General features: G+C 36.4%; 17 protein-coding genes. 3 read left to right on the forward strand and 14 right to left on the reverse strand.

The window, feature by feature from the left end:
- Nucleotides 1–233: 233 nt before the first annotated feature.
- Both FJR09_RS04250 and rfbC read right to left on the reverse strand, forming a co-directional pair.
- The gene (locus FJR09_RS04250; protein ID WP_015078008.1) at nucleotides 234–1,547 is read right to left on the reverse strand and encodes an NAD(P)H-dependent oxidoreductase; all 1,314 of its coding nucleotides are present in this window, start codon (nucleotides 1,545–1,547) and stop codon (nucleotides 234–236) included.
- A 2-nt stretch (nucleotides 1,548–1,549) separates the two neighbouring features.
- Nucleotides 1,550–2,095 carry a dTDP-4-dehydrorhamnose 3,5-epimerase gene (gene rfbC, locus FJR09_RS04255; protein WP_015078007.1) on the reverse strand — a complete coding sequence of 182 codons (546 nt, stop codon included), beginning with the start codon at nucleotides 2,093–2,095 and terminating at the stop codon, nucleotides 1,550–1,552.
- Between the two features lie 90 nt (nucleotides 2,096–2,185).
- Between rfbC and FJR09_RS25755 the strand changes: the two genes are divergently transcribed.
- The gene (locus FJR09_RS25755) at nucleotides 2,186–2,311 is read left to right on the forward strand and encodes a hypothetical protein (protein ID WP_256369501.1); all 126 of its coding nucleotides are present in this window, start codon (nucleotides 2,186–2,188) and stop codon (nucleotides 2,309–2,311) included.
- Here FJR09_RS25755 and FJR09_RS04260 read toward each other — a convergent pair.
- The 9 genes from FJR09_RS04260 to FJR09_RS04300 all read right to left on the reverse strand — a co-directional run bounded on the left by FJR09_RS04260 (nucleotide 2,300) and on the right by FJR09_RS04300 (nucleotide 13,110).
- On the reverse strand, nucleotides 2,300–3,136 hold the full coding sequence (locus FJR09_RS04260; protein WP_015078006.1) for a hypothetical protein: 837 nt from the start codon (nucleotides 3,134–3,136) through the stop codon (nucleotides 2,300–2,302). The genes FJR09_RS25755 and FJR09_RS04260 overlap by 12 nt on opposite strands.
- Before the next feature lie 50 nt (nucleotides 3,137–3,186).
- On the reverse strand, nucleotides 3,187–4,200 hold the full coding sequence (locus FJR09_RS04265; protein ID WP_168651581.1) for a glycosyltransferase family 2 protein: 1,014 nt from the start codon (nucleotides 4,198–4,200) through the stop codon (nucleotides 3,187–3,189).
- 39 nt (nucleotides 4,201–4,239) lie between these two features.
- Nucleotides 4,240–5,208 (reverse strand): glycosyltransferase family 2 protein, encoded by a 969-nt coding sequence (locus tag FJR09_RS04270; RefSeq protein WP_015078004.1) that lies wholly within the window; start codon nucleotides 5,206–5,208, stop codon nucleotides 4,240–4,242.
- A gap of 227 nt (nucleotides 5,209–5,435) precedes the next feature.
- Entirely contained in the window at nucleotides 5,436–6,473 is a 1,038-nt protein-coding gene (locus FJR09_RS04275) for an NAD(P)-dependent oxidoreductase (RefSeq protein ID WP_015078003.1), read from the reverse strand.
- Nucleotides 6,474–6,607: 134 nt separating this feature from the next.
- Nucleotides 6,608–7,822 (reverse strand): L-2-hydroxyglutarate oxidase, encoded by a 1,215-nt coding sequence (gene lhgO / locus FJR09_RS04280; protein ID WP_015078002.1) that lies wholly within the window; start codon nucleotides 7,820–7,822, stop codon nucleotides 6,608–6,610.
- 27 nt (nucleotides 7,823–7,849) lie between these two features.
- Complete coding sequence (gene rfbF / locus FJR09_RS04285; RefSeq protein ID WP_015078001.1) at nucleotides 7,850–8,626, reverse strand: glucose-1-phosphate cytidylyltransferase; 777 nt, start codon at nucleotides 8,624–8,626, stop codon at nucleotides 7,850–7,852.
- A gap of 651 nt (nucleotides 8,627–9,277) precedes the next feature.
- Nucleotides 9,278–11,470, reverse strand: coding sequence for a tetratricopeptide repeat protein (locus FJR09_RS04290; protein WP_168653236.1), 2,193 nt, complete (start codon nucleotides 11,468–11,470; stop codon nucleotides 9,278–9,280).
- A 129-nt stretch (nucleotides 11,471–11,599) separates the two neighbouring features.
- On the reverse strand, nucleotides 11,600–12,382 hold the full coding sequence (locus tag FJR09_RS04295; protein WP_015077999.1) for a PP2C family serine/threonine-protein phosphatase: 783 nt from the start codon (nucleotides 12,380–12,382) through the stop codon (nucleotides 11,600–11,602).
- Nucleotides 12,383–12,435: 53 nt separating this feature from the next.
- A complete protein-coding gene (locus FJR09_RS04300; RefSeq protein ID WP_015077998.1) occupies nucleotides 12,436–13,110 on the reverse strand; it encodes a VWA domain-containing protein in 675 nt (224 codons plus the stop codon).
- 749 nt (nucleotides 13,111–13,859) lie between these two features.
- Between FJR09_RS04300 and FJR09_RS04305 the strand changes: the two genes are divergently transcribed.
- Nucleotides 13,860–15,242 carry a response regulator gene (locus tag FJR09_RS04305; RefSeq protein ID WP_015077997.1) on the forward strand — a complete coding sequence of 461 codons (1,383 nt, stop codon included), beginning with the start codon at nucleotides 13,860–13,862 and terminating at the stop codon, nucleotides 15,240–15,242.
- 583 nt (nucleotides 15,243–15,825) lie between these two features.
- A complete protein-coding gene (locus FJR09_RS04310; RefSeq protein WP_015077996.1) occupies nucleotides 15,826–19,668 on the forward strand; it encodes an Eco57I restriction-modification methylase domain-containing protein in 3,843 nt (1,280 codons plus the stop codon).
- Nucleotides 19,669–19,756: 88 nt separating this feature from the next.
- Here FJR09_RS04310 and FJR09_RS04315 read toward each other — a convergent pair whose 3' ends face one another.
- The 3 genes from FJR09_RS04315 to FJR09_RS04325 all read right to left on the reverse strand — a co-directional run bounded on the left by FJR09_RS04315 (nucleotide 19,757) and on the right by FJR09_RS04325 (nucleotide 22,281).
- The gene (locus tag FJR09_RS04315; RefSeq protein ID WP_015077995.1) at nucleotides 19,757–20,077 is read right to left on the reverse strand and encodes a hypothetical protein; all 321 of its coding nucleotides are present in this window, start codon (nucleotides 20,075–20,077) and stop codon (nucleotides 19,757–19,759) included.
- Between the two features lie 83 nt (nucleotides 20,078–20,160).
- Nucleotides 20,161–20,424, reverse strand: a complete 264-nt coding sequence (locus FJR09_RS04320) for a hypothetical protein (protein ID WP_168653237.1) — start codon at nucleotides 20,422–20,424, stop codon at nucleotides 20,161–20,163.
- A 231-nt stretch (nucleotides 20,425–20,655) separates the two neighbouring features.
- Nucleotides 20,656–22,281 carry a mechanosensitive ion channel family protein gene (locus FJR09_RS04325; RefSeq protein ID WP_168653238.1) on the reverse strand — a complete coding sequence of 542 codons (1,626 nt, stop codon included), beginning with the start codon at nucleotides 22,279–22,281 and terminating at the stop codon, nucleotides 20,656–20,658.
- Nucleotides 22,282–22,368: the final 87 nt, after the last annotated feature.

Below are 22,368 nucleotides of genomic sequence, written 5' to 3' on the forward strand. Positions count from 1 at the left end.
TGACAATTGGTTTTAATATTTATTCTCTAGGAATTTAATTTTTCATGTTGCATTACTAGGTTTTATCACTTATTTTGTATCAATTAATTTATCTAGTTTAATATGAGCTTGAATCATGCAAAACCTCACAAGATTATGAAAATAATCTCTGTTATCTATTGTATATATGTGAATTCAGAGGTTAAATGAAAATATCAGGAAACCTCTGAATTATCTTGTTGCTGATTTGAAAATTATTTTGTGAGTGCTAAAGTTTTCGCAGGAGCAAAGTAAACGGTTTGTTCAGCGCGTAATTGATCGCAAAGTCTGCCTTCAGGTAGTTCCACGTCATCATAAGTGAGGACTTGATCTTTAGGAATATCGCGCTTTAAGCGACATCCTTCAGCTAGACCCATGGGGAGTAGGTTTTCTTGTTGCACAATGGGGGAATTTTCACATTGTCCATAGGTCATGTAATAACCAATACCATCAAGGGTTTCTCCGGCTGTGAGATCAATTTTGGCAGTGGTGACGACATCAACAACGGGACCCGCTATTGGTGCAAGCACAGCATCATGGAAGAGGACAGCCCGAGCTACAGAGAGGGGAACTTCAAAATGGCATAGGTGATAGGGGGTGTAGAAACTGTAGAGGGGGCCTTCACCGAGTTTATAAAGGTTGAGGTAATGGCGTTGTTTGGGGTCTTCGTGGGTAGCAAATACGAATACTCCTGGACCGGGTTTAGTGCCAACTACGTAATCAACGATACCGCCTAATTCTTGCAGTTGGTCAATATCATACATTTTGGTCATTTCATCCACATGACCGGTGTAGTCATATCCCAACATCCCCCGCTTGGCTACTTTCATGCCTGTGCCGTTGGCGACTATGGCTTGCTCAAAGGAGATTTTTGTACCATCGGCAAAGCTTGTTACCATGGCGGGATTTTGTCCCCAGCGTTGGGCAAAACCGGCTTGGGTGGTGGGGTTGCGGTAGGGGTCTTGTAAACCTTTGATATTACCGCACAGGAGGGGTTTTAAACCGATGCTTTTGACAAAGCGATACAGGTTCATTTCTACCCCTGGTTGGTCGCCGTCACAGGCACTCAGGACGACTCCAGCCCGGTCTGCATGGACCTTGAGAATGGGACCAATTGTGCCATCTAGTTCGGCATTCATGAGGATGATATGCTTGCCATGAGCGATCGCACACATCACCAAATGAGCCGCATATTCAATTGTTCCCGTCACTTCAATGATTGCATCTATGCCATCTGCTTCACACAAGAGCATAGCATCTTCTGTGATTGCATATTTATTTTGAGCTATGGCATCTTCTAAATCAGCTAAATTAGCAACAATCTTGATATCCTCAATTCCTGCTTCTAAATAAGCTCGTTTAGCGTTATCAATATGCCGATTAGAAATAGCCACCAACTCCATTCCTGGCACAGAATTGATAATTTGATTAGCAATGCCTCGACCCATAAAACCAGCGCCAATCATGGCCACTTTGACTGGTTTACCTAATGCAGCCCGGGCTTGTAAAGCTTTATCAACAATAATCATGATTAAACTCCTATTAAAATAGATTCTAGTAAAGGCCAATTGCGATCTTTATCAGACATTTCTGTAGCACTCAATGGCCAAGAAATTTCTAAAATTGGATCGTCATAACGTAAACCTCTTTCATATCCAGGAGTGTAAAATTCACCTACTTGATAGACAACTTCTGCACCATCGGTTAAAGCTTGATAACCATGAGCAAACATTTCTGGAACATAAAGAGCGCGACGATTTTCTGCACTCAGTTCTACACCAATATGCGCTAGATAAGTGGGAGATTCAGGACGCATATCCACAATCACATCATAAATAGCTCCTTGAGTGCAGCGAATTAATTTGGTTTCCGCTGCGGGAAGAGTTTGATAGTGCATTCCTCGCAATGTGCCTTTTTTATGATTAAAAGAAAGATTACATTGGGCAACTGTTGGTTTTAATCCATGAGCAATAAATTCATCAGCGCAAAAAGTCCGAGCAAAAAAACCACGAGAATCAGGCTTTTCTTCTAAGTCAATAATGAAAGCACCAGCAAGTTTAGTAGAGGTAAAAATCATGGTTATTTAGGAAAGTTTTATTGAGCATAACAGAATCGTAGGGGCGTTCGCGTAGCGTGCCGTAGGCATCAGCATTCGGACATAAAATTAATGGTTTTGGCGATAGATTATCACCCGAATGCTTCGCCCTTACTAATGGTTTTGGCGATAGATTATCACCCGAATGCTTCGCCCTTACAAGATTTCAATTCTTGCATTTTAGGTTTATACCTTTAATCCTAATTGGGGATTTATTTTGGGAAAGGTATCATCATGATATTGTGTACAAAGTTCAGGTCGTTTAGGAGAGTTAGCTGTGTATGTAAAAAATAGTGTTGACCGCTCTTGGTTTCTCACAGTCCCATGATGGAAAATATTTCTCACATCTGCAAAAATCACAGTTCCAGCTTTACCAGGACATGATTTCCAAGCTGATTTAGGAATAACTTTCATCATTTTATCATCGTTAATTCCCAAAAAATTAACACGCCATAATTCATAATCAACTTGATAATTTTTAACCTGATCTAAAGCATTAGTCGGTAGGGGAATGTATTCAAATGGTCCATGTTCTTCAGTCACATCATTTAGATAGATAATGACTTTAATCATGCGTCTATCTTCAGAATCTTTATGCCATAGTAAAGTTTCCAGTTGTTTTTTATTAGGAAAGTCTTTCCGCACATGAACACCATGAAAAGCGATAGGTAAACCTATATAATGTTCAATGATGTTTTGTAATCGGGTTTCAATTCCCCAATTAAAGAATTCTGGTAAATCTGTAACCGTATAAATTTGCGGTAACTTATATCCTGCATGGATATCTCTGGGATTTACCATACTATCTGCACAAGTATTAGCAGTAGCTAACATTGTAGCTGTAGATAAAAAACCTAAATTTTCCAAAGATGTGATATAAACACCTGATGTTTTTAGGGTATCAACAATCAATTGATCTTTTGCACTAATAGCAGGTAAATTTTTACCATGATGCCAAAGTGATACTCGATAAGCTAACTCATCTTTTAAGACTGAGATTTTTTCTGCAACTTTATTAATCACAATCCAAATACCTCCCAATCAAAACTTATTTTGTCCAAACAATTGCTGATTTATCCCTTATAGTTTCTGACTTCTGAAGTCGTTGTTCTGTCCATTTCTGTTTCTGCTACTTTAAATTCTCTCATTGGTATTAATTCCAATACGGCCACACTAGCTAAACCTAAAAAAGGAATTACTGTCTTAATAGCCGATACAGGCCATCTTCTCATCGCTCCTAAAAAAACTTTCAAGTCTACTTCATGGTAGTTTTGTAAAAGCATCCGACAACAATATGCTTTAGAATAACCAACTTGCTCAAGTTTTAAAATCACTTCAGGTATATGTTGGTATTGCATTAAAAGTGCAGCCTTTGGTTGTTTTTGCCAATAACTCACACCAACAATACATTCTAAATAGACATCTTTAGTGACAATTACTTTGCCATTAGCAGCACAATAACCAGCTAAATATGCTAAAGATATCCAATTATTACTAGCAGTTGGCCAAATTTGGAGAGCGCGTTTAATTAAATCAGCACGATATACTGTAGCAGTTAGAAAAATTACTGCTCCTACACTTTTAGTAAAACAATGTTCAAATATTGCTTTACCATCACCTTTACCATCTTCAGTATCGGCATCAAACCAGCGATTACCAACTATTTTTGGTGGATGTACTGCTTCACCAGTAATTTGATTTCGACCAGAAAAATTCAAAAACAATAATGATAAATTATCAATATTTTTAATTTTATCCATCACATAAGCGACTGCTCTTTCTTGAATGGGATCATCATCACCAATTGTCCAAACATACTTGGTTGTGGCAGAACTTAGGCAATGAAAAATATTTCGCATTACGCCTATGTTTTCAGGATTTTTATTTGATTTGAATGTGATATCTTGGAGAAGATTCTCCCATTTATTAATGATAGATTGAGTATGATCCGTAGAACAGTTATCAGAAACTAAAATTTCACATTCTGTTTCAAATCCTTTAATAGCCTGAGATAACCAAGTTAATTGTTTATCTAGTAAATCGGCTCGATTGTAAGTAGGAATAGCAATAGTTAGGAGTTTGTTCATGGTTTTTGATGGTTAATAGAGAAGGATTTTATCTTCTATTTAATTACTGAGATGTGAAATATTGATTGATGATTTTTGCTGATTAAAATTCAATTGATATATAAATTTACCTACCAATTGCAAGTAAGTAATTATAATATTTGTGGCTAGAACTGGCCATCTTCTTAAAGCACCAAATAATATTTTCCAATCACTTAATTTGAAAATATTTTCTAGAATCATGCGTTGACAAAATTTAGCAGAATATCCTAAACTTAATAATTTCAGATAAATTTCTGGGATGTAGACATATCGCATCATTAATGACCAGCGAGGATTTTCTTCTAAGGAACTAGCGTGCATTGTGCATTCCAAATAATTATCTTGAGTGACAATTACATTTCCATGAGCCGCACAAAATCCAGTCCAATATGCTTGGGATGCCAAATTTTTACAAGAAGTAGTCCACTGTTGTAAAGCTTGCTGAACTAGTTCAGTTTTATAAATGGTAGCCGTCATGAACAGTACCCCACCAAAACTATTCTGTAAATACTGTTCAAATACAGGTTTACTATTAGTAATTATTTCATCACTATCACTAGGAAACCAGTGTTTTACCAAAACTTGATTTGTTTTGTGATCACGTCCACAACAGTTAAGAAACATCAGTGATAAACTGGGATTTCTTTTAATTGTAGTTACGACATGAGCTAGGGTTCTTTCCTGAATTGGATCATCATCACCCACAGTCCAAACATATTTACTACCAGCAGCTTGAAGACAAAAAGCAATATTAGGCATTAACCCTATATTTTCCCGATTTCTATTCGCTATAAATACAGTATTACTAAAAACAGATTGCCATTTTTTGACAACGCCTGGTGTATTATCTGTTGAGCAATTATCAGAAATAATAATTTCACATTCCGACTCAAAACCTTTAATTGCTATTGCTAACCAAGCCAGTTGTTTATCTAGCAATGCAGCACGATTGTATGTAGGAATAGCAATAGTTAGTAACTTTTGCATTATCTGGTAATCCTGGTATGAGGATATTACTTGGTATAAATCTAAGAGAAGTGTTTAAATCGAATATCTTAAATTGAGAAAATTCGATTTAATCCACTTTGATGCAATAATGTTCGGTTAAGAAAATGTAGGTTGGGTTGACGTATGTTACCCAAAACCCAACAAAATTATTAATCATGTTGGGTTTTGCTGTCACTCAAACCAACCTACGATATTTTCGGAATAAATTAATAATTCTCTTGCTTATTCCAGAAGAAATCTTTGTCAATTTGTTCTGTGCGAATTAGATACTCTAATTGTTTGAGGCGGGTGAAACCTCTAGACAAGAAAGTATCTTCATTCATATCAATTTGCTTGAACAAACTAAATAATTGTCCAGCCCCAAGTTGAGCATTCCAATCACACTTGAATCCGGGAAGAATAGTGTTAATCTTTTCAAAAGATACTCGATAGCTGCGATTATCTGAACCGTTAGTACCAAAAGATAATTGACAACCGGGAAAGACATCAGCAACGATTTCTGCTATTTCTTTAACTCGATAATTATTCGCTGTATCACCAACGTTAAAGATTTGATTGTGAATAATATCTCTGGGTGCTTCCAAAGCACAAACAATGGCTTTACAAATATCTAAAGCGTGAACTAATGGCCGCCACGGTGTACCGTCACTGGTCATTTTAATTTCTTTGGTAGTCCAAGCCAAGCCAGCCAAGTTGTTTAAAACAATATCAAATCGCATTCTGGGAGAAGCACCAAAAGCAGTAGCATTCCGCATGAAAGTAGGAGAGAAATCATCATCAGCTAATGGTTGAACATCTCTTTCTACTAATGTTTTACATTCGGCGTAAGCTGTTTGGGGATTAACTGGTGATGATTCTGTAATATCACCTTCACTAGCCACACCATAAACACTACAAGAAGACATATAAACAAAGCGACGGACACCTACTGCTTTTGCCAAATTAGCAAGACGAACTGAACCTAAATGATTAATATCATAAGTAATAGTAGGAGATAATTGTCCAGTCGGATCATTAGATAATTCCGCCATATGAACAATAGCTTCCACCCCTTCTAAATCTTCAGGACTGATATCACGAATATCTTTATTGAGAGTTTTAGCTGTTAAGTGAGTGCCGTTATATAGCCAACCAACTTTATAAAATCCAGTATCAACACCAAGAACTTCATGTCCTCTTTTCATTAATAAAGAAGGCAATAAAGAACCAAGATAACCTTCTGTTCCAGTTACTAAAATCTTCATGATTGTTAAAACTTTTGATGTGTAAAATTAAGTTGTTTGTTGAAAAGTCCGCAAATAAAATTCTCTTGTCTTCCTCTTGAGTGCCTCTGCGCCTCTGCGTGTTAGCGAAGCCCGATAAAAAAATGTAGTTCATTCTACAAAGATGCTAAACTGTGCAAATGAGTAGGTTCTGGTATTTGCTTAACTATAGCTTTACCAATTTCCAAAGAAGAAGTTGCAGCGGGTGAAGGTGCATTGCAAACATGAATAGAGTTCTCACCTGCAATGATTAAAAAGTCATCAACAAGCGCACCATTATTCATTAATGCTTGAGCGCGAACTCCTGCATGAGTAGGAATTACATCTTCTGCTTGAACTTCGGGAATTAGTGTTTGCAGACTTTTGACAAATGCTGCTTTACTAAAGGAACGAATGATTTCTTGAATCCCTTCGTCAGCGTGTTTTGCTGCTAATTTCCAAAAGCCGGGATAAGTGATAACTTCGGCAAAATCTCTAAAATCAAAGTCGGTTTTTTTGTAACCTTCACGTTTGAGACTGAGAACTGCATTTGGTCCTGCGTGAACTGTGTTATCAATCATCCGGGTGAAATGCACGCCGAGAAAGGGGAAATCTGGGTTAGGAACTGGATAAATGAGAGTTTTGACCAGATAGCGTTTTGCGGGGGTAAGTTCGTAATATTCACCGCGAAAGGGAACTATTTTGGCTTGGGGGTTTGCCTTACCTAATTTTGCAATGCGATCGCTATGTAATCCGGCACAATTGATCACAAATCGAGTTTCAAAACTGCCCTTGTTAGTTTCTAATACCTGATTTTTGCCACTGCGGGTAATTTTCACAACTTGGGTATTGAGACGTAAATCTCCCCCTTGATTGCGAATTAATTCGGCGTATTTTAAACAAACTTGTTTGTAATTAACAATCCCTGTATTAAATACCCGAATTCCACCTACACAACTAACATGAGGTTCAACTTCTTTGACTTCTTGAGGACTAATTCTTTTAACAGGAATACCGTTTTCTAAACCGCGGGTGTAGAGATTTTCTAAGCGGGGTAATTCTTGTTCATTAGTGGCAACAATTACCTTGCCACAAACATCATGATCAATATCATACTTTTGGCAAAATTCTACCATGGAACGGCTGCCATCACGGGAGAATTTCGCCTTAAAACTTCCTGGTTTATAGTAAATCCCCGAATGAATTACACCGCTATTATTACCAGTTTGATGAAATGCCCATTCACTCTCTTTTTCTAAGACTAGTATTTTGGCATTTGCATAACGTTCTCCTAAAGCCATGGCTGTGGAAAGTCCAACTATTCCCCCACCAATAATCGCAAAATCATACATTAGTAATTTTTCCTAAATCCAAAATTTCTATTCCCAAACTTGCCAAGGAGCTTTACCACTTTTCCAAAGGTCTTCAAGATAGTTTTTATCTCTTAATGTGTCCATGGGTTGCCAAAAACCATCATGTTTGTAAGCCGCTAACTGTTCTAAATTAGCTAACTTTTCTAATGGTTCTTTCTCCCACACAGTTGAAGTATCAGCAATAAAATCAATTACTTGTGGTTCTAGAACAAAATAGCCCCCATTAATCCAAGCACCATCACCTTCAGGTTTTTCTTGAAAACTGGTAATTTTAGTTTGTTCTTGTCCTAAAGAAATTGCGCCAAATCTTCCTGCTGGTTGCACTGCGCTGAGTGTTGCTAATGTCTTTTGTTCTTGATGGAATTTAATTAATTCTGTAATATTGATATTACTGACACCATCACCATAGGTAAAGCAAAAGGTTTCATTCCCAATATGTTCACGAACTTGCTTTAACCGCCCACCGGTCATTGTATTATCACCTGTATTTACTAAGGTGACGCGCCAAGGTTCAGCATATCCAGAATGGACATTCATTTGATTAAATCGCATATCAAATGTCACATCTGACATATGTAAAAAATAGTTAGCAAAGTATTCTTTAATAACGTACCCTTTGTAACCGCAACAAATAATGAAATCATTAATACCGTGAGCTGAGTAAGTCTTCATTATGTGCCAGAGAATTGGCTTACCACCAACTTCAACCATGGGTTTGGGTCTGATACTGGTTTCTTCACTTAACCTTGTACCCAGACCTCCTGCTAAAATCACTGCTTTCATGTAGTTACCTCAAAAATTTGCAGGTGGGTGATAATTTCAACTAATGGAAATGAAGAGAATGCACAATGATGGCAGAGAACTTGAATGCTTTTTTCTTTCTCTTTATTGGGTAGATAAACATAATTTAACTATTATTTTCTAGAAAATTATAAAGAATAAGTAAATTAAGATATTTTATCTGTAAAATATTTGTAGGAGGAGTCACCGAGTCAGGAGTCAGGAGTTCAGGAGTTCAGGAGTTCAGGAGTCACCGAGTCAGGAGTCAGGAGTCAGAATAAGAAAGAAGAAGAAAGAAAGAAAGAAAGAAGAAGAAAGAAGAAAAAATAAGCAGGAAGAAGAAGAAATAAAAGTCCTTTGGTGGTGGTCTTTTTTCGTAAATTTTGTACCTAATTCAATCCACATACTGCGATAGTAATTTTAATCACAAAAACAAAAACCCCCGATTTCTTGATGAAGTCAGAGGTAGCATTTTAACTGTTATTTTTACCGATTATTGACATTTTAGATGATTTTAATTTCTTCCTTATTCTTCCTTCTTATTTTTTCTTCTTCCTTATTCTTCCTTATTCTTCCTTATTCTTCCTTCTTATTTTTTCTTCTCCTGACTCCTGACTCCTGACTCCTGACTCCTGACTCCTGACTCCTTCTATATCAATTACTTTGTCCAAGTAGGGTTGAGTTAGATAATAAACCGTCACATTTATTAGCGACAACAATACAAATGCTACTGAGGGACTGTTGATAATTATCCATATCATTTTCTTCTAAAGAAACTTTAGCGGCTGCTTCTAAATCCGCAACTGCTTGAACATGATTTTTATCAGCTATACCTTCTCCATATTGTGCTAGTTCATAGTAGGCCATACCACGTTTTAGATAAATTTTAGCCAACCGGGAATTGAGTTTAATTGCTTCAGTAAAATCGGCGATCGCTTGTTTATATTCTGCTGCATAATTAGTGCTATATTGAGCCATTTGATAGCGAACCGAACCCCGTTGAAAGTAAGCATCTACTTTTGATGAATTGAGTTTAATGGCTTCAGTAAAATCGGCAATTGATTTTTCGTATTCCTGAAAAGAATTATTGATGTATTTATTGATTTCAAATCGCACAACACCCCTTCTGATATAAGCCTCAGCATCATTTTTATTTATATTGATGGCAGCATTAAAATCCGCGATTGCTTGTTTATATTCTCTGTTAGGGTCACTACTATAGTTAGCAAGCATATAATAAGCATTGCCGCGATTTACATAAGCTTTAACTTCTTGAGGATCTAACTTCAAAGCTTGGTTATAATTAGCTAATGCAGCTTCATAATTATTTAAATTGTACTGAGAATTAGCCAAATCTATATAGCTTTTGGCAGACTGGGGATTCTTTTTAATAGCTTGGGTAAAGTTGACCACTGCCTGTTCATAGTCTTGCCGTTGATAAGCAGTATGACCACGCTGATAATAATCCGTAAAAGAAAGCTTTGGTAAATCAGGAGTTTGATTAGCAGCACGAGACATCAAACTTTGTTGAGTATAAGGATTTTGGGAAACAAAAGGACGGGTAAATTTAATCATTACGTCCAAATAACCCAAAAGACCCAATCCCATCACCCCAACAATGAAACCGTATATCTTGGGGTTTAACTTTTTCCGAGACGGAACATGATAAAACTGCTGGTTTATGGGTTGCCAATGATAGACCGGATAATTTGATTTTAATGGCTGAGTAATCCGTGGAGTCGGAACATAGCGACGTTTAGACTGAGGTTTTTGGCGTGGTTGCAGATGTTGTTTAGAAGCGATCGCTACGAGTGATGGAAACGGATCTCTTCCACCTAATCGTCTAGTCCTCTCACACCAAGGACATTTATCTAAATGATTATGATAAAGATGCTGAGGATTAGCCGCACAAGTCAGCAAACTTTCCTCCACTGCCGCTAATGCCAATAACCAAGTTTGAGCATTAGGACGTAACCGGGGATTGTCATGACCATCTTCAAAACAACGCACAAATAAATCCTGTAAGCTGGGATGAAGCAGATCCCAACCAGGGGAAATCGGAGTGGGCAAATAGGGGACTTGTTTCTTTTGACTATAGGTAAAATGCCCAGAAAGTATCCTCCCCTGGTAGGTTGGAGGTTCTATCCCACCTTGAAATATCCCAGAAAATGGGTGAGTTCCTTCCATTAACAATTGGAAAATCAGTACAGCCAACCCAAATAAATCATGATAATTTTCGCGGTCATAATCAGCAAAAGTTTTATTCTGTAATTCTGGCGGAGTATACTCAGCCTTACCCACAGAACAACGATAGACCAGATTTTCTAATGGTTCGGTCACTTGGAACGAATCTGTATCTACCAATGTCACCAATGCCGTATCACTAACCAGAATATTTGACTCATTCACATCACCAATACAGTATCCGCTGGCGTGCAAAGCCGCAAAAGCTGAGGCTAGGTTACGGGCAGTCCGCAATAAATACTGATAAGAGAACAATGGGCAATGTTGTCGGCGAATCCCCGGATTATAAAAATCCATAATTGGCCGCATTCCCCGAATCCGGGGCATAATAAAGCCCACAATCTTACCGCTACTATCTGCTGCTTGCAACAACTCCTGTGGCCAAGCAATGGCAATATGCCCTAAATTGTCCGTCGGATTAACAGGAGGATTAGCCAGCATTGCCCGCAGTTTTTGGGCATAGGAGATAGTTGGTTTGTGATAGATTTTCGCCACTAGATTGTCATCCAATGGCACTGCATAGATACAAGCTTCACCACCATGTCCCACACTGACAGAGAGGTTGAGAATTTCCGGGTTGGGAAAAGGACGTAGTACCTGCATGGCAGAATTAAGGTTATGTGAAGTAATTGGAATCAGTCAAAAGTTCAGCAACTCAAGAGGATGGCTTTAGCTGGTGTGAGGACGCAGGAGTTATCCACCAACCTGCAAATAATTCCTGATTACCATAACTCATGAGTTAATAAATGCAGCTAGAACTAAAGTCAAATCATCATCAGTCCGCTGAGTAATCTTATCAGAGCTTAAAAATCTCATTAAATGTTCTTTTGCTAATATTCTATCTTCAGCGTTAGCTACAAACTCGAATAAAGGTAAAAAGAAAGGTTTATGAGGTTCACCAACAATCATATTTAAAGCTAACATCTGTAACCCATCGGTAAGCACACCAACATTAACTATCTCTTCCCGCCATATTTTCAGTTGTGCTGTCTCTAAGGCATCGGGAGATGTTAAAAAGGTCGTTTGATTGATATATTCACCGTTGCTGGGGATGGTTAAGGCTATCAGATTACCCATACTATTTTTAGCTACAGCTAAACCATCACCAACCTGCCCCACAGCCACAATTTCTGGTGTAGCAATCATGACAATTAAGGTAGTTGCTAAATCATGAGGTTGATTGTGACAAATATCCGCCTCAATTTCTATGGCTTTGCGGGCTGCTAACATAGCATCAGTTAGCAAATAACCCAAAAAATCATTATTAGCCAGGGTATTACTGGTAATCTCTTGGCGAGAAAGATGCTCTATTGCCGTTTCTACAGCAATCATTGATCCCACCTTTCCTAGTTTAGCAGAACCCGCACCATCGGCTGCTGCTATTACCAACACATTATTGGCTAATAGTTGCCAATGGTGAGCATCCTGACAAAGTTGCTGGTTTTTTGAGTGACTAGTTCCACATACAGATGCAGCTACTATGCGCCATTGAGAAATCTGTTTTGATGTATTCATATAATTTGTTTTCCACAGCTAGTTCAGTTTAAACAACAAGCTGTAATTTTCATCTAAACAGATCCCCACCCAATTGGTGGTAGTGCTACCTGTTCATCTACTTGAGAATGGGATACCGCTGACATACTTGCGGACAACCATACAAACATCTCAATAAAATTTAATCCTTTCAGCTTGAGTGGACTCCGCACAGCGATTTGACTTAATCTGCTCATGTTCGCATTGTCTACGCCCACAGTAAAGAAGGCCACCCGCTTATTAGATTCATCTCCTTGCAGTCTTTGGGATGCTTGTTCGACAACATGATCTAGTTCACCTTGGGGTTCACCATCGGTAATCATAAACACCCAGGGACGGTAGTAAGCAATACCATTAGTTCGATATTGGGATTTACGCTCTTGAATAATATCTAATGCTTTATGAATTGCTGAACCCATGATGGTTAAACCCTGGGCTGTGAGAATTGGCGGATTAAATTGATCAGCAGTTACAAAGTCCTGCACGACATTTACACTACTATCAAAGGTGATAATTGCCACTTCCACTCTTCTGGATGCTAGAGAATTTTTTACCAGTTCATCCTTTAAACTCAACAAACCTTGATTTAAAGCTTCGATTCGTTCCCCCTGCATTGAGCCGGAGGTATCTAGCAATAGCACGCATGGGCAACGGGGTTCGGGATTTTCCGCAAATTCTACAACTTCGTCAAGATTAAACGTATCAATCATAACTTTTTGTGTTATGTTATAATCCAAAGTCTTATTTTCCTTTTACTCAAAGTATATAGTTTCTAGCGCTAGCATGACTAAAATTATGGTATTTTGTCGAAAATACTTGAGTTTTTCAGTAAAGATATTGATTTGCGGTAAATTTGCCAAATATCTCTCCAACTCCTCATAACTAGGTGTTGCATAATTCAAGTATGAATAACCTCACTCAGAGGGAATTACAACTAATTTCCTGGGTGTAATTTCCAGGAAATGAATACTTTCTCTTCTTTGCTATTCTTGCTCTTGTCCGATAGCTGAGTGCTATAATCAACATATACATTTACCTCCATAAATTTTTAAAGATTCTATGTGAGATTTCGTCTGTCTTCAGGTAAATAAATTCATTATTTTTAAATCCCCAAACAGGACGAATATCATTCTGACGGTTGATGAATTTAAATTATCCGAAATATCTCAGCATTCTCCCTCGGATTACTATGTGATTTATCAAAATCAAATAGCTGAAAGATCTGACAAGCAGGAGATTTATATCTAAGCAAATGCTCAAGAATTAGCACAAAAAACCACAAAACTTGTTACATTCAAGATCGCTAGGTAGGAGAATTTTTAGAAAATGTTTTTCGTTGATATTCATAATTTAATAACTTGTGATCATGACTATATTTTCCAGTGATATCATATTACAGCCTGATATTTAATCTTTTCCCATACTATATTGATGTATCCGCCCAAAAAATTGTAAAAATATGAAAAATACTGGCACATTTACCAAACTACCTCCCGCGGGTTTATTAAGACAATTAAGCAATTGTTATGAAACTACCTGTTTACAAGCATTTAGTAACTCTGTATCTTGGTTGATATATATAGAACAAGGAAAAATTATCTATGCGACTCATTCCGTAGAACCTTTTGATAGATTAGAACGACAAATGCGTCGTCTCCATCAACAAATCCCGCTCGTAGATAATGAAGTGCGTGTACAAATGCGCTTGGTGTTTGAAGCTGAAGATCATGATCATTTCCCAAACCAACCTCCAGAATACGAAGCGATTAACTGGCTTGTCACTGAACAACATCTTCTGCCTACTCAAGCAACATTACTTATTCAAGAATTAGTCAAAGAGGTAATTGAATGGTTTATCCTCATTAAAACAGGCACTTATGAATTAGCAGAACCAATCCATGATTTGACAAAAATTTGTCAGTTAGATATCAATACTATCATCGAAGAATGTCAAAATCAGTTACAAAATTGGCGATATCTTGGTAGATATATCTCTTCTCCCTATCAGCGTCCATATTTGTTAGTTAGTAGCAAATTTCAGGATAAAAGATTACCACCACTAAAAGAGAATATCACTAATTGGATGAAGGGTTTTAGCTTACGTCATCTAGCGATTATCATGAATCAGGATGAATTGCAACTAGCTTTAAGTTTATACCCCTATATTGTCAAGGGTTCGATAGTATTACATGAACCAGATCCTCCATTTGATAAATTACCAAAAACAAATGGCAGTCTATTACCATTTTCTGAAGATAGCACAGAATCGGTGAAGGAAAAATTATTTATTTCCGATGTAGCACTAAGCAAAGATCCTCCTCCAGAAACTTTAATTATTTCTGAAAATAATGTTGCGGTTGAACAGCTAGTAACAGACATTGCTGATTTACCTCCAGATGATTTACAACCCGAAACTGTTGATAGTAACATAGATGCTGATTCCCAAAAAGTAAAAGTCAATCCGAGAACTACACAAAAGACTTACAAAATTATCTCTGTAGATGATAGTCCCACAATTCTCAAGGAAATTAGCCGTTATTTAGAAGATGAGAATTTTACTTTGGTGACTATTAATGAACCAGTAAAAGCAGTTATGTCAATTATTCGACATAAGCCGGATCTGATTTTACTGGATTTAAATATGGCAGGAATTGATGGTTATGAACTATGTCGCATTATCCGCAATAATTCCCTGTTTAAAAATATTCCCATTATTTTTGTGACTAGCAATAAGGGAATTATAGATAAGGTAAAAGCGAGATTTGTCGGTGCTTCGGGATATTTAACTAAACCTTTTACTCGCGCTGAATTGCTAAAAATGATTTTTATGCACTTGGCATAATGATAGCAAAGTAGGGGTTTAGCATTGCGCTTTACCCTGACTTGATTTTGAATTTAAATTTTGTGCTTCCTTGTCTCAACCAAAGCAACCAACCGTTATTTGAGAAGTATAAGTTTTTTAAATGAACATTTTTGGAAAATTGGTAAAGTTGATGTTTATTGAGAATATCTCTCTCTATTCTCAAGATTATTGAGAATGTTGTCAATAAGTTAACGGAAATAGGTTTTTACAGGATTGATTAATACCCCTTGACTTTTTGTGCTACTATTATAGATAGAATCGGCTAATGCTATGTTTAATTTTTGGGCTTAACTAAAAGCCTGTATGGGGTTGGGTATCCTTGCGTCAACCCAACATGATCAAAACTATCAAATATTATGTGGAGTTCTCTTAGTCATTTAGAGATTTCGATATCTTGTCTACAGCCCAGACAGTAGTGCCAAGTACCTTTTTTGAAACGAACCACAGAGGCACGGAGGACACGGAGAGAAGAAATATTGGTACATTAGAGGTTGTTTGAAAAATAATTACTTAAAATTCCTATTTTTATCCTGCTCATCCTTTAATCGGTGGACATCCTGATATGGCTTGCGCCACGCTTCGCTATCAGACAGTTTCCTTGCGTCAACCCAACCTACAATATAAACATTTAAGAAAAATGAATTTACATAAAATGCAACCCAGAGAATCATTAAATAAAGCCTTTCTCAAGGTTAAACCCAATAGAAATGATATTGAGCATTTTAAAAAGAATCTGCAAAGTCTCATTGAGGAAATTAATGAAGTTGAATCTGAAGAGTTTCATAAAAATCTGATTGGTGATTTTTTAAAGAACACATATTATAGCACAAATCATTTCATTAATACTAAGGGACGCAATGATTTTGTTATTCATAATGGTAAAGATGCTAAAAGTAGTGTTGGTGTAATTCTGGAAGCTAAAAAACCTACCAATAAAGGTGAAATGCTGAAAGTTGATAATTTGAATACTAAAGCTTTTCAAGAATTGGTTTTATATTTTCTGCGGGAACGTCTGATAGAGAAAAATATAGAAGTTAAATATTTAATAGTTACTAATATTTATGAATGGTTTATTTTTGATGCAAATAGTTTTGATAAAGCATTTATTGAAAATAAAACCTTGGTTAAGCAATTTACAGATTTTGCAGAGGGAAGATTAACAAGTAAAAAAACGGATTTCTTTTATAAGGAAATTGCTCAACCTGCTATTGCAGAAATTCAAGAACAAATTCCTTTTACATATTTTGATATTCGAGAATGTCAGGAATATTTACAACCTGGTGAAAATCCCGATGATCATAAATTAATCCCACTGTTTAAGTTGTTTTCACCATCACATTTATTAAAATTACCTTTTGCTAATGATAGTAATACTCTTGATAAAGGATTTTACAGCGAATTATTACATATTATCGGGTTAACTGAAACTAAGGAAGGTGGTAAAAAACTCATTCAACGCAAAAAGGAAAATGAGAGAAATCCAGGTTCACTAATTGAAAATGCAATTGTCCAACTTGATAGTTTAGATAAAATTTCTCGCATAGAAAAGCCAGAACGATTTGGAGAAACTTATCAAGAACAACTTTTCAACGTTGGTTTAGCATTAGCAATTACTTGGGTAAATAGAATCCTGTTTCTGAAACTATTAGAAGCGCAATTAATCAAATATCATAAAAATGATCTGTCTTTCGGATTCTTGAATTTAGAGAAAGTCCAAAATTATCATGATCTTAACAGTCTTTTCTTCAGCGTATTAGCTCGCAAACAAAACGAAAGAAACGAAACTGTAAAAAAGATATTTTCTCATGTTCCTTATTTAAATAGTTCTTTATTTGAACATACAGATATTGAACAATCAAGTCCAAGTATTTTTATTCAGAATCTTAGAAATGAGAAACTAGAAATTTTTCCCGCGACTGTCTTAAAAGACAACAACGGAAAAAAACGCATTGGTGAAATTAATGCTTTAGAATATCTCTTTGAATTTCTCAATGCTTATGATTTTAGTAGTGAAAGCGGGGAAGAAATTCAAGAAGAGAATAAAAGGTTAATTAATGCGTCTGTACTGGGTTTGATTTTTGAGAAAATTAACGGTTATAAAGATGGTTCTTTCTTTACTCCCGGTTTTATTACTATGTATATGTGTCGGGAAACAATTAGAAAAGCAGTTATACAGAAGTTTAATGAAGTTAAAGGTTGGAATTGTGAAAATATTGATGATTTATATGAAAAGATAGAAGATAAAAAAGAAGCTAATAGAATTATCAATAGTTTGAAAATATGTGATCCTGCTGTGGGTTCAGGACATTTTTTAGTTTCGGCTTTGAATGAAATTATTGCGATTAAAAGCGAATTGAAGATTTTACTTGATAGGGAAGGTAAAAGATTAAAAGAGTATGATATTGAAGTTGTCAATGATGAATTGATTGTGATTGATGATGAAAAGTTATTATTTGATTACAATCCTAAAAGCAAGGAAAGTCAACGAGTTCAAGAAACTCTATTTCATGAAAAACAAACGATTATTGAAAACTGTTTATTTGGTGTGGATATAAATCCCAACTCTGTGAAAATATGTCGGTTGCGGTTATGGATTGAACTTTTAAAAAATGCTTATTATAAGACCTCACCCCTAACCCCTCTCCTGGGAGGAGAGGGGAATATAGGAGAATTGGAGACTTTACCCAATATTGATATTAATATTAAATGTGGTAATTCTTTAATTAGTCGGTTTTCTTTAGATGCTGATTTGCGAACTGCTTTAAATAGAAATAAATGCAGTATGGAAACTTATAGAAATGCTGTTCAAACTTACCGCAATGCTGAAAATAAAGAGCAAAAGCGGGAAATGGAAAGATTGATTAATGATATTAAAGGTAATTTTAAAACAACATTACAAGCAAGTGATCCAAATAAAACTAAGTTCAGAAAGTTAGAGGGTGAACTTTTTAATTTAGAGAATCAAATTTTGTTATTTGAGGAGACGAAAGCTGAGAAAAAGACGCGGGAGAAAAAAATCGCTAAGTTAAATAATGAGATTGATAAGTTACGGGTTGAGATTGAGGATATAGAAGGTGGTAAAATATATGAAAATGCTCTAGAATGGCGTTTTGAGTTTCCTGAAGTTTTGAATAATGAGGGTGTTTTTGTCGGTTTTGATGTCGTTATTGGTAATCCTCCTTATATCAGACAAGAAGAAATTAAGGAATTGAAGCCAATTTTGCAGCAGAATTATCAATGCTATACAGGAACTGCTGATATATTTGTTTATTTCTATGAAATAGGTTTAAAGTTATTAAAATCGAAAGGTCATTTAACTTATATCTCTTCTAATAAATATTTTCGAGCAGGTTATGGTGAAAAATTACGTCACTTTTTAACAAATTCAACAACCATTTACAATCTAATTGATTTTGGTGATTTCCCAGTTTTTGAAGAAGCGATTGCTTATCCTAGTATTATCATATTAAGCAAGGTTAAATCAGACGTAAACCAAATACAGGCTTTGTCATGGAATGCAATAAAAAAACAAAATATTGCCGAATTTGTGACTGTATTAAAAGAGGATAGTTTGATAATTTTGCAGGGAAATTTAAAATCTGATGGTTGGCGGTTAGAATCTTCTCAAATCTTAAACTTATTAACGAAATTGCAAAATTCTGGGACAGCATTAGGAGAGTATGTTAATGGTAAATTTTATCGTGGTATTTTGACAGGTTTTAATGAGGCTTTCGTTGTAGATAGAGAAACACGAGATAGACTAATTGTTGAACATCCTTCTTCTGCTGAAGTTATCAAGCCTTTGTTGCGTGGCCGTGATGTTAAAAGATGGTGTGTTGAGTATCAAGATTTATGGCTAATTTTCACCAGAAGAGGAATTGATATTCAAAAATATCCAGCAATTGAGAATTATTTAAGCCAATACAAAAAACAGCTTACACCTGGTACTGGTAGAAAAGCAGGTACTTATAAATGGTATGAAATCCAGGATAATATTGCTTACTGGCAAGAATTTGAGCAACCTAAGATTATTTATCCAAATATCTGTAAGCGTAATGAATTTGCATGGGATGAATCAGGCTATTACGCCAATCAAAAAGCATTTATTATTCCTACAAATGATAAAGTTTTACTAGCAATTCTTAACTCTAGTGTAGTGACGTTCTTATTTCATCATCTACTCTCAAAATTACAGGGTGATTTCTATGAACCAAGCTCGATATTCATGAAAGATTTCCCTATTCCCCCTGCTACGGAATCACAGCGTAAAGCTATAGAAAACCTTATACAAAAATGTCTTGCTGCTAAAGGTAAAGATGTTAAAAATATTGAAACAGAAATAGATCAGCTAGTTTATCAACTTTACGAACTAACAGCAGAAGAGATTAAAATTATAGAAGGGTAAATACCACAAATCCCAGATCCCCGACTTCTTAAAGAAGTCGGGGATCTAAAAGCAGAAATATAAACACTCATGCTACTTGCTGCTGATTTTATAAAATATTTAATGTGTATCTAGCTCTAGTTTTAATAATATTTAATTGGTCAACTTGTGCTAATAATTTATCTAAAGTTTCAGTTTCAACCTTTGATAATTGATTTTGAGAATTTTTAATTAATAACTCCTGTAATTGCGTCTGAGTTTTAGGAAATAAAGAACTTTCTGCTAAAGCTTGTAACTCATCTATACTTAAACCAATCAATAATTCAGAATCTACAGATAAGTTAGTTAGTTGTTGATAGGTTTCTAAGTTTAACAGTACCCCAACCTTTTCTCCCTGTGCGTTAGTGATATATTGAACTGATTCAGACATGGCTTTACAGTCAAATTTGATAGTTTTATTGTAACTTATGATTGGATTCTAGATCCCCGACTTCTTAAAGAAGTCGGGGATCTCTATGCTGCTTCCCTCAATTGGGTGGGTACAGACACTTCTGGAAATGACAGAGAAAGCTGTTCTGGTGATGGTATTGGCGCTTCCTGTAATACCGTGACTTCAATATTTACACTGACTAAATAACTACCTGTATCTGCACCTACGGCTTCAGAAATTATTTTAGCTATATCTGGACGTTTTGCAGTTAAAGGATCACGGATAATACAACGATCCCATTCATGCTTGGCCGTTGGGTTAAGATTGAGAATATAATGCTTCATCATAGGTGTAGTCCTTAAAATCCTTATTCCATAAGTCTTTCCAGGTTTGAAGACTATTTTCATAGTATAGTACAAATTTACTAATCTGGCAAGAGCATGATCAAAAATTGCCTTTAATAAAAGCAACTACTTTATAGATAAACATATAAAAACGCAAAGACGTTTTACGAAACGCCTCTACGATTTTCTGGACTGAGATGAAAGATGGTTATGTGACTAAAGAAACTTGATAATTTAAGTTTCTGATGTTGCACTTGTGGAAAACTCATCCTGAGAATTCAATAACTGCACCTCATTAATCCAATTTGCTTGTTGCGGTACGGGAATATAAATTCCGGCTGCGTCTAAGGTGATTTTTAGGCGACGACGATATTCTCGCGCTACGTTCCATTGTTTAAGCGGTTGGGTTTTGATCCAGACACGAATCATCACACCGCGATCGCTAAAATGCTCAACACCCAAAACATTTGGCTTTTCCAGAATTTGATGTTTCCATTCGGGATCTTGACTCATCTCCAAACCCACATCTTTAATTATCTTCAAAGCCTCATCTACATCCGCTTGGTAAGAAACCGGAATACTTAAATCAGCCCGTGACCAACGACTAGAAAGATTAGCTACAATCTTCACCTCACTATTGGGGATAGTAATTAAGCGTCCTTCCGAATCTCGAACTTGAGTCATTCGCAGATTCAACTTTTCCACCAAACCGCCCACAGTACCCACAGTAATCATATCACCCAGGGCATATTGGTCTTCAAAAATAATCAGAAAGCCGTTAATTGCGTCTTTGATTAAGTTTTGGGAAGCGAGGGATATAGCCACACCGACTAAACCAGCACCAGCTAACAGCGGAACGATATCTATCCCCAAAGATATCAAAGCTAGTAAGCTACCTGCACCCACAAAAATAATCGTAGTGATACTTTTAGTTACGCCGGAAAATGTGGATATTCTCAACTGCAAACGTTCGGATGTTTCTGGAGTTAATAAAGCCCCACCACTCACTATGGTTGAGGTAAAATGATCTATTAAGGCATAGGTAAACCGCACAGCTACATAAGTTCCCACCGCGACAATAGTTAATTTAATGGGAATTTGGGCAATGGTGAGAATCCCAATTTGGAAGGCGCGTGTGTAGGGAAATAGTCCTAAAATAATTAAACTACCACTGCCCCAAATCCCTGCTTGTGCTATTTGAAAAAGTCTAGTTTTGACTTCTTGAAGATGCTGCTGTTGTTGTTGATTTAATAGTTTGGTAATTGGTGCAGTATCTTTGGAAATAGCCGGGATAGAATCGGCTGCATTCTTGCTTAAACGCTTTTGCCAACGCCTGACACCCCAACTGATGATGATCATTGCCAGTGTCCCCACAGCAGCAATTTCACCTTGCTGAATTAAAAACCGAGTTTGTCGTTCTTGCTTGGCTTGTTGCAGGTGTTGTTTTAAGTCATCACTAATTTGATTTGCTAATGTTAACGGGTTTGCCTGTCCAACATCTTCGTAGGTAATGGTCATCAGGTATTGGTCATTAACAAAAATCGTCGGTAATCCTTTAACTGTGCGATTCTGCACTTTAACTTCTGTTGCAGATGCCTGTAAATAATTATGGGTGATATCCTGTAAATTCTGTTGAATGTTTTGAAAACGTTCGGGAAATTTGGTTTTTGAGGCTGTGATGCTAAATAAAGGACGACCATCTAAATTAATCCAGCCAGATACCATCTTATCATCTACCTTATTGCTTGAACTACTGGGAGTGGGCAGAAAAGGTAAAGGAGAAAACTGGGCTGTGGCTTTGGTGACAGAACCGATGGTAATTACCATTGTCCCTGCTACCGCTAAAAATCGAAGTATCACTAAAATACCTCCTTGTGTGATTGAAGGCTTCCACACCCGTCCGGAACTTAAGTTCCGGGCTAATAGCTAAAGTAAACTAAAGTTTAC

The organism is Dolichospermum sp. UHCC 0406 (assembly GCF_009712025.1).
GTDB lineage: Bacteria > Cyanobacteriota > Cyanobacteriia > Cyanobacteriales > Nostocaceae > Dolichospermum > Dolichospermum lemmermannii.